The sequence below is a fragment of the Rhodococcus sp. NCIMB 12038 genome (assembly GCF_002165735.1).
In the GTDB taxonomy this organism is placed as follows: Bacteria; Actinomycetota; Actinomycetes; order Mycobacteriales; family Mycobacteriaceae; genus Rhodococcus_F.
This window is the reverse complement of record NZ_NHML01000024.1, coordinates 93,820-105,597: the sequence shown is the minus strand read 5'-3', so window position 1 is coordinate 105,597 and position 11,778 is coordinate 93,820. Positions and strand designations below refer to the sequence as shown.

12 protein-coding genes are annotated in these 11,778 nt (G+C 67.5%); 8 read left to right on the top strand and 4 right to left on the bottom strand.

The window, feature by feature from the left end; translation table 11 throughout:
* Nucleotides 1-9 precede the first annotated feature (9 nt).
* The 4 genes from CA951_RS30870 (at nucleotide 10) to CA951_RS30855 (ending at nucleotide 3,440) form a co-directional block, all read left to right on the top strand.
* Nucleotides 10-204: a ferredoxin gene (locus CA951_RS30870; RefSeq protein ID WP_087560476.1), complete on the top strand. Its 195-nt coding sequence runs from the start codon at nucleotides 10-12 to the stop codon at nucleotides 202-204.
* A 4-nt stretch (nucleotides 205-208) separates the two neighbouring features.
* Nucleotides 209-1,429 carry an NAD(P)/FAD-dependent oxidoreductase gene (locus CA951_RS30865; RefSeq protein WP_087560475.1) on the top strand — a complete coding sequence of 407 codons (1,221 nt, stop codon included), beginning with the start codon at nucleotides 209-211 and terminating at the stop codon, nucleotides 1,427-1,429.
* On the top strand, nucleotides 1,426-2,622 hold the full coding sequence (locus CA951_RS30860) for a CaiB/BaiF CoA-transferase family protein (protein ID WP_087560474.1): 1,197 nt from the start codon (nucleotides 1,426-1,428) through the stop codon (nucleotides 2,620-2,622). Before CA951_RS30865 ends, CA951_RS30860 begins: the two co-directional genes overlap by 4 nt.
* Nucleotides 2,623-2,705: 83 nt before the next feature.
* A complete protein-coding gene (locus CA951_RS30855; protein ID WP_087560473.1) occupies nucleotides 2,706-3,440 on the top strand; it encodes a FadR/GntR family transcriptional regulator in 735 nt (244 codons plus the stop codon).
* 88 nt (nucleotides 3,441-3,528) lie between these two features.
* On the opposite strand, the gene CA951_RS30850 is transcribed toward CA951_RS30855, so the two are convergent.
* The gene (locus tag CA951_RS30850; RefSeq protein WP_087560472.1) at nucleotides 3,529-4,938 is read right to left on the bottom strand and encodes an FAD-binding protein; all 1,410 of its coding nucleotides are present in this window, start codon (nucleotides 4,936-4,938) and stop codon (nucleotides 3,529-3,531) included.
* A 9-nt stretch (nucleotides 4,939-4,947) separates the two neighbouring features.
* Nucleotides 4,948-6,144, bottom strand: coding sequence for an Ig-like domain-containing protein (locus CA951_RS30845; RefSeq protein ID WP_087560526.1), 1,197 nt, complete (start codon nucleotides 6,142-6,144; stop codon nucleotides 4,948-4,950).
* Between the two features lie 249 nt (nucleotides 6,145-6,393).
* On the opposite strand from CA951_RS30845, the gene CA951_RS30840 reads away from it, so the two are divergent.
* Nucleotides 6,394-6,858, top strand: a complete 465-nt coding sequence (locus CA951_RS30840; protein WP_087560471.1) for a MarR family winged helix-turn-helix transcriptional regulator — start codon at nucleotides 6,394-6,396, stop codon at nucleotides 6,856-6,858.
* Nucleotides 6,855-8,267 (top strand): MFS transporter, encoded by a 1,413-nt coding sequence (locus CA951_RS30835; RefSeq protein ID WP_087560470.1) that lies wholly within the window; start codon nucleotides 6,855-6,857, stop codon nucleotides 8,265-8,267. Before CA951_RS30840 ends, CA951_RS30835 begins: the two co-directional genes overlap by 4 nt.
* 8 nt (nucleotides 8,268-8,275) lie before the next feature.
* Here CA951_RS30835 and CA951_RS30830 read toward each other — a convergent pair whose 3' ends face one another.
* A complete protein-coding gene (locus tag CA951_RS30830) occupies nucleotides 8,276-8,854 on the bottom strand; it encodes a helix-turn-helix domain-containing protein (RefSeq protein ID WP_087560469.1) in 579 nt (192 codons plus the stop codon).
* Nucleotides 8,855-8,924: 70 nt separating this feature from the next.
* Here CA951_RS30830 and CA951_RS30825 point away from each other — a divergent pair, with 70 nt between their 5' ends.
* Nucleotides 8,925-9,395, top strand: coding sequence for a group II truncated hemoglobin (locus CA951_RS30825; RefSeq protein ID WP_087560468.1), 471 nt, complete (start codon nucleotides 8,925-8,927; stop codon nucleotides 9,393-9,395).
* Between the two features lie 18 nt (nucleotides 9,396-9,413).
* Here the strand turns inward: CA951_RS30825 and CA951_RS30820 are convergent, their stop codons facing one another.
* Entirely contained in the window at nucleotides 9,414-10,505 is a 1,092-nt protein-coding gene (locus CA951_RS30820; RefSeq protein WP_087560525.1) for a nitric oxide synthase oxygenase, read from the bottom strand.
* Between the two features lie 244 nt (nucleotides 10,506-10,749).
* Here CA951_RS30820 and CA951_RS30815 point away from each other — a divergent pair, with 244 nt between their 5' ends.
* A complete protein-coding gene (locus CA951_RS30815) occupies nucleotides 10,750-11,721 on the top strand; it encodes an LLM class flavin-dependent oxidoreductase (RefSeq protein ID WP_087560524.1) in 972 nt (323 codons plus the stop codon).
* Nucleotides 11,722-11,778 lie beyond the last annotated feature (57 nt).

Below are 11,778 nucleotides of genomic sequence, written 5' to 3'. Positions count from 1 at the left end.
GGAGTGGTGATGAAAGTTCTAGTCGAGGAAAGTAAATGCTGTGGCTTTGCGGCGTGCCTCACGGCCGCACCGGAACTGTTCGACATCGACAGTGATCAAATCGCGGTCGTACTGATCGACGGAGAGGTGCCGGTCCATCTGCACGAGTGCGCGCGCGCCGCGGCTGACGCCTGCCCTACCGACGCCATCGTCATCGAGGAGTAGAACCATGGACGCACTCATCGTCGGCGCCTCCGTGGCAGGCGTCGCCACAGCGGATGCGCTGCGGGCCAATGGGATGGGGGGGACGATCACGCTCGTCGACTCCGAATCCCACCTACCGTACGACAAGCCACCACTGTCGAAACAAGCACTGAAGGCAGACTGGGATCCGAGCACGTCCCTGTTGCGCTCCGAGCAGCACTACCGTGACAAGGGGATCGACCTGATCCTCGGGAAACGGGCGGTGTCGTTGGACGGATCCACACGGACCGTGAAGTTCCACGACGGCACCGAACTGACCGCGGACGCGATCGTGCTCGCCACGGGTGTCACAGCGCGGCGGCTACCCGAAGATTTCATGCTGCCGGGCGTCCACACCATTCGCACCCTCGACGACAGTCGCGTGGTTCGGCAGGCCCTGGCCGCCAAACCCAAACTCGTCATCGTGGGGGGCGGATTCATCGGCGCCGAGGCCGCAGCTGTCGCAGTCGAACTCGGAGCCGATGTGACGATAGTCGAGGCGCGTGAGTTGCCGTTCTCTCACCTGTTCGGCGACCCGGTTGCCCAGGCGATGGCAACCCGGCACCACGCGCACGGAGTCCGCCTTCTCTGTGGCGTCGGAGTGGACCGCGTCGAGGGCCGGAATCGTGTCGAGCGGGTCGTGTTGACCGACGGCACCGTGCTCGACGCCGACTTGGTTGTTCTCGGGCTCGGCGCGGTGGCCGCGACGGAGTGGCTCGCCGGTTCCGGGGTCACCGTCGACGGCGGTGTCATCTGTGACGAGTTCGGGCGCACCGCGATTGCAGGAGTGTACGGCGCGGGCGACGTCGCCGCGTGGTGGGATCCGCAGGCGCAGACACACCAGCGGATCGAACACTGGACTACGGCGAAAGAGCACGGCGCGGCCGTGGCGCACAACATCGTCTTCCCCTCGGCGGCGGGTAGGACCGCGGGGCCGGTGCCGTACTTCTGGTCCGATCAGTACGGCCGGCGGCTGCAGTTTCTCGGAACGTCGAAGGGGTTCGACGCCACACACGTCGTGCACGGAAGCCTCGACGGGAACGAGTACGTGGTCCTGTACGGGCGTGAAGGACGCCTGGTCGGCGCTCTCGGCCTCGCCGCCACGCGGCAACTGATGGCCTTCCGCCCCCTGATTGCGAAGGGGGCGGACTGGAACGACCTCGCCCTGCCGGGGTGCGCCGAACTCGCGAGCGAAGGAGTCAGATGACGAGCGTCGATGTTGACGACTCCCCGCTGGGGGGAGTCCTTGTCCTCGACCTGTCGCGTGCACTGGCAGGACCCCAAGCGGCAATGATGCTGGGCGATATGGGCGCCCGCGTTGTGAAGATCGAACGGCCGACCGGGGACGACAGCCGCGGATGGGGACCACCATTCGTCGGCGAAGGGGAGGACGTTGAATCGACGTACTTCTTCTGCGCGAACCGGAACAAGGAGTCGATCACCCTCGACCTGAAGGACGAACGCGACGGGGAGATCTTCCGTCGCCTCGTACAGCGCGCCGACGTAGTGATCGAGAACTTTCGAACGGGCGTTCTCGACCGTCTGGGTTTTTCGACCACGAGGCTCCATGAGCTCAATCCGGCCCTGATCATTCTGTCGATCACGGGTTTCGGGCACGATGGCCCAGACTCCGCACGCCCGGGGTACGACCAGATCTTGCAGGGTGAAGGCGGGCTGATGAGCGTGACCGGGCCCGACGCGGACGAGCCCACGAAGGTCGGTGTGCCTATCGCGGACCTGTTGGCCGGCATGAACGGCGCCTACGGTGTCCTCACCGCCCTCTACGAACGGGAACGCACCGGAAAGGGCCGCGTCGTGCGGACCTCGTTGCTGGCCGCTGTTGTCGGGGCACACGCCTTCCAGGGGACTCGGTGGACCGTCGGGCGGGAAGTCCCGGCTACCTCGGGTTCGCACCATCCGGCGATCTCACCCTACGGACTCTTCCGCACGGCGAGCGCACCGATCCAGGTCGCCTGCGGATCGGAATCGCTATGGAGGGCGTTCGCAACCGCTGTCGGGCTGGACCCCGCCGATCGACGATTCGAGCTGAACCAACATCGCGTCGAGTTGCGGGCCGAACTGACCGACGAGATCGAGGCGATCTTCGGCGAACGCCCAGCCGAGCACTGGCTGGAAGTCCTGACTGCAGCAGGGGTGCCGTCGGGGATGGTGCGCAGTCTCGACGAGGTGTACAAGTGGGACCAGACGATCTCGCAGGGACTCCTCATCGAAGTCGACCATGCCACGCAAGGAACTCTTTCACTTCCTGGTCCGACCATTCGATTCGATGACAATTCTCATGCCGGAGGGAGGCGAACGCACCTACCGCCGCCCACGCTCGGTCAGCACAACTCCTCCGTGAGGAGTTGGCTCGGCGAACCTTCAGCCGACCGGCGGTGAGCGTACCCGTCAGCGCACGTGGTTCTTCGGATACACTTACCATTGGTAGAGCCAAAGGTATTTGTGAAGTTAGAGGAGGGCCCGTGGGCACGCCGACATTTCAGCCGGCGAAGCCTCGCCGAGCGTTCGAAGAGATCATCAGCCAGGTGCGCGGAATGGTCCGCAGTGGAGAGTTGCGCACCGGTGATCGACTTCCCGCGGAGCGGGCCCTCGCCGAGCAATTCGAGGTCAGCCGCAACACCGTGCGCGAAGCGCTGCGCATGCTCGAGATCTCCGGCTTGATTCAACTCCGGCGCGGGGCAACCGGCGGCGCATTCATTGCTGCCGCAGACCCCGGCAGGGTGGCGGCCAGCATGTCCGACATGCTGGAACTGGGCCATTTCTCGCTCAGCGACCTGCGGGACGCGCGTGGATGGATCGAGTCGACCGTGATCGAGGTGGCGTGTGAGCGCGCAGATGACGCCATGCTCGAACGTCTCGAAGCGAATATTTCCCACGCAGAAGCCTTGACCGAGGCGGAAGACTGGGAGAGGAAAGCCCTCGTCCATGTCGAGTTTCACAATCTGCTTGCGGAGGCGACAGGCAATCCCGTCATGGTCGCCGTGATGAAGTCGCTGATGGAAGTCATGCGCGACCTCGTACTTGCGGTCGGTCCGACAGAGGATGACGTGGTGCTTCGATCGCGGCGACGCTTCATGAAGCACCTGTGGGCACGAGACTCCGCCAAAGCGGTGAAGGAAATGCAGCGCTCACTCCAAGAACTTCACAAACTGTGGCTCGAAGCCGACTACAAAGGAGCGCGGGCGGCTACGTCCTGATCTACTCCAAGCGCCGTCTCACCCTCTCACTGCGGGGCTCGGTGCCACGACGTCGACCGCGGCTACCGAGTCGGTGATGATCGCCTATCTACAGCGGGTAGTGCGTCAGCACCCCCATCGGATCGTGCCGCTGCCGTAGTTCTCGGAGGCGCCGGAGGTTTCCGCCGTAGGCCGCGTCGATCTCGGCACCGGTCTCGGGGAATCCGGGCCGGACTTCGACGCTGTAGACGCCGGTGGTGTGGGGTGCGAGCGCGTCGAGGGTGCCGCCCGCCCACGACAGGCAGGCGGCGCCGTCGTAGGGGTCGGACCAGATGGCGTTGAGGGGGATGTTCCATTCGCCGCCGCGGCCCCAGAAGGCGGTGTCCTTGTCGCCCACGTCGGCGAGCGCACCGCCGGTGTGCTGGAAGTCGATTCGACATTCCCGCGTCGGCGCTCCGCGGATCTGGGTGGCCAGGGCTTCTGCGAGTTGGGAGTCGAGGGTCGGTCCGGTGAAGACGGCCTTCCCGAAGAACGAGCCCCGGCGTTCGCCCGGTTCGGGCAGCCGGATCGGTTCCGGTTCTTCGCCGTCGGCTCCGGGTGGTGCGAATTCGGGTAGCCCGGAGAGGTAGTCGCCCGAGGTCTCGGCCCGGTACAGCACGCTGCCCGACACGGCGGCGACCGAGGTGGCGGCGGCCCGGGCGCGGTCGATGTCGGATGCGTCCGCGCTCGCGCACGCGGTGTACACGAAGAGGACGGGTTCGTCGGCGGACAGTGCGCTGTAGCCGAGCACCGCGCCCATTGTCGTGTCACGCGGAAGGGTTGGTGCGACACGGAAATAGGTGGCGAGCGCTTCGAGTCCGAGCACCATCCGATCGACCCACACCGGGCCCTGCGGATGCGTGCGCAGCACCGCCGACGTGACGACACCGAAGCACGGTGCGCAACCCCGGACCGCCCACCACAGATCGGCCTCGTCGCCGGCACTGGCATCGGACAGGTGCACGACTTCGCCGGAGGGCAGCACGAGTTCGACCTCGAGCAGCTGGTCGACGGTCAGCCCGAGACTGCGGGTGAGGTACCCGACGCCGCCACGGGTGACGAGTCCGAAGCCCGCATGCCCGACGATCCCGACCGGCACCACCCGGCCGGTGGGGGCGAGGGCGTCCAGCATGGTTCCCACGGTGGCGCCGCCGGCCACGACCACTCGATCGTCCTCGGGCCGGGCCGTGTTCATCCGGGCAGACAGGTCGAGCATGACGGCGTCGTCGGCGACGCAGTTGGAACTCAGCCCGCCGCCGCGGACGGTGACGGTGCCTCCCGTCCGGTGCACGACCCGCATGACGGTGGAGACTTCCTCCACGGACTCCGGTTCGACGACGCAGGACGGCCGGCGTCGCGCGGCGTCGGGAAAGAACACTCTGCTCAGTGCCGTGCGGTAGTCGTCGGTGCCCGGCAGATGAACCCGGTGCGGAAGCACCGCCTTCAGCTGCGCGACACATTCCGCGGATGGTGAACTCACGAGCGCCTCCTATCCGGTTGCGTTACCTGCCTGCCACTCGGCCCACGGGACCTCCCAGTCCCCGTACGTGTCCCACACGGGCAGGACCGGTCCGCCCGAGTTGGTGATCTCGACGACGTCGCCGATACCGAAGTGGTCGAACATCCACTGGGCGTTGGCCGGAGCCAGGTTCACGCAGCCGTGGGAGACGTTGCTGCTGCCCTGATCGCCGACCGACCACGGCGCCGAGTGGACGAACTCGCCGTCGTTCGAGATGCGGAGGTTCAGGTCGACCTTCTCGCGGTAGTAGTCGGGGTCGCCCGCGCAGACGCCGTACGTGCAGGAGTCCATGATGATGCTCTGCTGCCTGTCCGAGACCACGTGCGGGCCCTCGTGCGAGGGGTGGTCGGGGGAGCCGAGACTCATCGGCATCGAGGTCTCCTGGACACCGTTGTGGAACACGGTGAGCACCTCGCTGGCCCCGTCCGCCTTGGCGACCCACGAGTCGTGCACGGTGTAGTCGGCGGCATTGTTCTCGGCACCGAAGACGCCGTCGCCCAGGTCGACGCCGAACACGTCCGCCTCGACGTGGATCTTGGTTCCCGGCGCCCAATAGTTCGCGGCCCTATAGTGCGCGTTCTGGTCGTCGGTCCAGTACCAGGCCCCGGGCTGCGGCGGTGTCGTCGTCACGTGCAGTCGCTCCTGCACCGCGGCCTTGTTGGCGACCGGCGAGGTGAACTGGAACACCATGGGCTGGCCGACGCCGATGCCCGTGTCGGCGACGACCTCGGGTGCCGGGACGACGTTCGCGTACGCGGTGGAACCGGGAGTCATCGTCGTCACCGTGAACGTCTGCTCGACGGGAGCGCCGTCGGGGTTCACCGCGTCGGCGACGACCGTGTACGTGGACTCGTATCCGAGGGGCGCGCTGCTCGTCCAACTCGTGCCGTCGGGGGCGAGGGCACCGGCGACCGGTGCGCCGGCGTCCGCGGGATTCGTGACCGTCACGGTGGTCAGCCGGCCTCCCGTGGCGGTGACCACGATCGGGGTGGTCGGGTTGATCGGCGCGCCGTCGGCCGCGGGAACGGCAATCGTGGCGGGCGCTGCCTGGGTGGTGGTCGGGGGTTCCGAGGTGCCGGTGTCTCCGATGGTGCATGCCGTGGCCAGGAACGTCATTGCCACTACTGCAACGATGCCGGCTGTCCGTGTGCGGAGAGTCACGACCACCTTCTTTCGGATCTCGATCAGCGTTCGCCGTTCCTCATACTGCCAGCGATCGGCTCGGAGTTTCCTGTCAGACACCCGCCGACCCCGCCCGGCCTGGGTGAATCCGGCCACTCACGGAAAGTTAGACAGCTGTGCTGGCAATATTTTGGACCGTAGTCGCACGTAGTCGGCGTAATGCGGGGATTGACCTGCGTGAATAAAACAGCTAGACTGGCTAATGAAATTGCTCGGCGAACGAGAGGCGAACGCATGGACGAGAAGGCTGATCGACTCCGCGAGGACGTCGTCATGTTCACCCGGCGCATCCGCACCCAGCGGTCCGGGCACCTGCTCACGCCCTCGCAGTTGCAGGCCCTCGCGCATCTCGACCGGGAGGGCCCGATGAGCGCCCGCGCCCTCGCCGATCTCGAGCAGGTGGCGCCGCAGTCCATCGCGCGGACCGTCTCGATCCTCGAGGACTCCGGGATGGTATCCCGCACCGTGGACCCCCAGGATGCACGGGCGAGCATCGTCGCGATCACCGCACCGGGATTGCAGACCCTCACCGCCGACCGGTCGCGGCGGAGCGAATGGCTCTCGGCCGCGCTCGCCACCGAATGCACCGAGGCCGAACGCGACCTCCTCTTCATCGCCGGACGGCTACTCCGCCGACTCGCAGCAACCCCTGAATCCCCCGAGTCGGCGCCGCAGCGGGAGTCACTGATGAACTCGTGAGCGCGACCGTCGCCGACACCGCTGTCGCGCAGAAGTCGCCGTCCGTACCGTTCCGGGTCAGCGGATCAGTCGCCACCGGAAGCATCCTTCAACCCCTGAACTCGTCGATGATCGCGGTGGCGATCGTCGGCATCGCCGCCCAGTTCGGCTCGTCGTCCGGCATCACCTGGGTGATCTCCGCGCTCTACATCGCCACCGCCGTCACCGCGCCGATGGCGGGGAAACTCGGCGCCCTTCTCGGAGCGCGGAAGGTGTACCTCGGGGGTCTCGCCCTCGTGGCGCTGGGGTCCGTGGCCGGTCTGCTCGCACCGACGGTCGGCTGGCTGATTTTCTCCCGGATCCTCGTCGGAATCGGAACCGCCACCCAGTATCCCAACGCGATGACGATGATTCGCGGGTACGCGGACCGGCACGGTGCGCAACCGCGCACCGCGATCACGACCCTCGCGATCTGCAGCCAGGCCGTCGTGGCGCTCGGCCCGACGCTCGGCGGACTGCTGGTGGGGGCGTTCGGCTGGCAGTCGATCATGTGGATCAACCTCCCGATCGTCCTGTTCAGCGCCGTGGCGGTCACGAAGTTCGCGAACGTCGGCTTCGTCGGCGGCCTGTCGGTCAGCCGACGCCAACTGGTGCACGCGCTCGACGTCGTCGGGGTCCTGCTGTTCCTTGCGCTCATCTCGTCCACGATGCTGTTCCTGCTGTCGGTCACCACCGACCCCGTGTGGTGGCTGATCCCCGTGTGGGCGCTGGTGCTGGCCCTGTTCGTACAGTGGGAACGCCGGGCGGACGAACCGTTCATCGACGTTCGGGCACTGGCCCGGAACCGGGCGCTCAGTGCGACCCTCGCCCGGACCCTCCTCACCTACACGGCCTTCTACTGCGTCTTCTTCGGAATCCCGCAGTGGCTGCAGTACTCCCGGGGGATGGGCGCCACCGAAGCGGGGCTGACGATGCTTCCCGTCGCCGTCGTCGGTATCGGCTCCACGCTGCTCGCGTCCCGGACGTACCGGCGGCACGGGGTGCGCCGAACACTCACCGTCGGGACGTGCGCGCTGCTGGTCGGCGGGGTGCTCCTGGCGTCGGTGGAAAGCAGCACCGCCCCGATTGTCGTGCTGCTGATGGTGGCGGCGGTACTGGGAATCCCCAACGGATTCAACAACATCGGCAACCAGAATCTGATCAGCTCGGTCACGTCCGTCGAGGAAGTGGGCACGGCGATCGGGATGTACCGCACCGTGCAGTACATCGGGGCGAACCTGTCGGCCGTCGTGCTGCAGGCCACCGCCGGTCACGTCATCGGCGACGACGGACTGCACCGCACGGGATGGTTCATCGCGATCGCGGGTGTTCTCCTCCTCGCCGGAGTCCTGATGTCGCGGAACATGGGCGACCGCCGGTCGGCTGCATAGGGACCACGTCAGGAGGGAACCGGACCTCCGACCGCCCGCCAGATCAGCGTCGCGGTCCGGGCGGGCCAGTCCGCGGGGGGAGGATCGCCGGCCAGGGCGCGGCCGTACCAACTGCCCGTCGCCATCGTGACGGCGACCTCGAGATCGGCGTCGGCGTCGATCATCTTCAGCTCCGCGGCGCGATCCAGGATGTCGCGGATACGGCGCCGGCGCGGTGCCACCACCCGGGCACGGTACTGCGCCCGGACATCGCCGTCCGTCGTGTCCTGCAGCATCGTCCCGACCAGCGACAGCCGGCCGGTGCGCGACACCCCGCGCTGGAAGTCGGCCAGTTCGCGAACCAGATCACCGAACGGGTCCGACGACGACCGGCCGGTCGCCTCGTCGGCCAACTGCGCCACGACGGCCGCGGCCAACTCCGCCTTCGTCGCCCACCGGCGGTACAGCGCCTGGCGGGTGGTACCCGCCTCGGCCGCGATCGCGGCGAGCGACATCGCGTCGTATCCGGCCCGGGACAGTTGCCGGCCCGCAACTCTCAGGACCCGGGTATCGATGTCGGTGTCGCGACTGCGCCCGGCCACACTCATGCTCGAACCTCTTTTCAATCCAATACTGATGTGTATTGTAATGGAGAGACGACGGAAATCGGGAGCTCGCATGAGTGATCAGGACACCCCGTCCCTGTACGAGTGGGCGGGCGGTGCGCAGTCGTTCCGGCGGCTGATCGATGCCTTCTACGACCGGGTGGAGCGCGACGAACTGCTGTCGCCGATGTTTCCCGGCGGCGTGCACGAGGAGCATCGCCGCAACGTCACCCTGTGGTGGTGCGAGGTGTTCGGCGGTCCGCCGGGATACACCGAGAACCTCGGTGGCTACGAACGGATGCTGCGGCACCACATCGGTCTCGCCATCACCCCGGAGCAGCGGCACCGCTTCGCCGCCACGATGAGCCTCGCCGCCGACGACGCGGCCCTGCCGGCCGACCCCGAATTCCGCTCCGCCTTCATGGCATACGTCGAGTGGGGGACCAGGCTCGCCCTGCAGAATTCGAGTCCGGGAGCCGAGGTGGTCGAGCACGCACCCGTCCCGCACTGGGGGTGGGGCGTCGCTCCGCCCTACCGCGGCTGACCGGGTAGGGCCGGCGTCCTACAGGTTCCCGCCGGTGATCGGACAACTCGACACCGCCGCGGGCGCCGGGAGAAAGTTGGGGCGGAGGTCCATGTCGGGTGCGTCGTAGAGCCGGTGGAACGTCGGGGTGAGCGCCGCCGACATCGGCGGGTTGATCCACGACCAGTCGGTGGGGCACTTGCGGCCCAGCGACTCCTCGCGTTCGACGTGGCTGATGAACTGCTTCGCGACGGTGTGATGATCGACCATGTGCACCCCGGACTGCCGGTAGCTGTGGATCACTGCGCGGTTCAATTCGACCAGTGCGCGGTCGCGCCACAGCGTCCGTTCCGAGGACGTGTCCAGGCACAGCTTCTCGGCGATGGCGGGCAGCATGTCGTACCGGTCCCGGTCGCTGAAGTTGCGGGCCCCGACCTCCGTGCTCACGTACCACCCGCTGAACGGGGCGAGCGGATACGTCAGCCCGCCGACGGAGAAGCTCATGTTCGACACGGCGGGCACGGCATGCCATTTGAGACCGAAATCGGCGAACCAGCGATGGTCGGGATGCTCGATCTCGACCTCGAGCACCAACTCCGGGGGAACGTCGTACCAGCGCAGCGGCTCGTCCGGGGTGCTGATCAGCAGGGGAAGCACGTCGAATCGTGTTCCGGCGCCGCGCCACCCCAGCCTGGTGACGGCCTCGGTGATACCCACCTGCGCGGGATCCCCGGTCACCGTCCCGTCCGCGTTGCGGTAGCCGGCGTACCGGATGAGCTGAGGGCTGAGGATCTTGTACTCGCGACCGTCGGCGAGAGGTAGCGGACCGACGGTGATCACGGACCGCAGCGCACCGCCGTTGGTCGCGATCCGCAGATGCTCCCAGCACGCCTCCGCGATCTCGTCGGCGCTGGTGGCGTGCCGGGCGTCGAGGAGCTTCAGCGTCCGCCAATGTTTTCGGCCCACACACCGGGCGTGGTTGCGCCAGGCCAGCTGGGCGCCGATCTCGATCTCCTCCCGGGTCTGCTCGTAACGCCCGGACACGGTCAGCGACCGCAGGGCCTCGTCCAGCCGGGAATCGGGCAGGTGGGCGAGCTCGGGCTGGCGGAAGAAGTCGGAACATTCCTCCATCTGCGAGGAGTACCCGACCTCGGCGGCGTCGAGTTCGTTCCACTCGACGTCCGGAGTGTCCGGAACCGCCTCCGTGCTGCCCACCACTGACCTCCCGACGACCGTTGAACTTCGTGCGCGACAGTATGGCAGCGGCCCGGCCGCGACGCCTCATCGAGTCGGCCGCCGCTGTGCAGTGTCGGCGCCGATCGTGCCCGCCGGCCTCCGGGGAAATATGCGCACCGCGGCGGCCGTTGCGTCCAAGGTGAAGCTGTCGATTCTGGACCGGTCCCGGACGCGCCGGGGTGCGCCCGACTCTGCCGCGCTGACCGGGACGATCGAGCGGGCGGTGCACGCCGAACACCTCGGATTCGAGCGGTTCTGGGTGGCCGAGCACCACGCCGTGCCGGGCATCGCGAGCGGGTCACCGCCCGTGCTGCTCGCGGCCCTCGGCGCCCACACCAGCCGGATCCGGCTGGGCTCGGGTGGTGTGATGCTGCCGAACCACCAGCCGTTGGTGGTGGCCGAACAGTTCCTGATGCTCGAGGCCATGTACCCGGGCCGGATCGATTTGGGGGTCGGACGGTCCCTGGGGTTCACGAAACCGGTGCGGGAGGCACTGCGCCGCGACCGCAACGCCCCCGACACGTTCGCGGACGACCTCGACGAGGTCCGGAGCTACCTCGAGGGCAAGGGCGCGGTGACCGCCCGGCCCCAGGTGGCGACCCCGCCGCCGATGTTCGTTCTCGCCACGCGCCGCGGACTCGACTACGCCGCGAAGGCCGGCCTGCCGGTGGTGGTCGGCGGGCCGATCCTCCACGGGGCGGGCGCGCGCATCCCGGAACTCGACCGGTACCGCGACAGCTTCGTCCCGTCCGCAGCACACCGAGACCCGTACGTGATGATTTCGCTCGAGGTCATGATTGAGAACGACGGCCGGGCTCGCGAACTGCTGCTCCCGGAGGCGTGGGCACTGGCCCAATCGAGCCGGACCGGCGAATTTCCGCCGCTCGAATCGGTCGCGGACATAAACGCTCAGCCCTGGACCCCGCGGCTGCGGGAACAGGTCGACGCCACGATCGCGTCGTCGATCCACGGCGCCGCCGACCAGGTGAGGGTCGCGCTCGACGCCCTGTCCGCACGCACCGGCGCCGACGAACTCCTGGCCTCGACGTCCACATTCGACCGGGACGCGCTGTTCGAATCCGATCGGTTGTTGTCACTCCTGGACGTGTGATCCCGCACGACGCACAACAGTTGCCGCAAGTCTTGCGCAAGTATTGACAATCTTGCG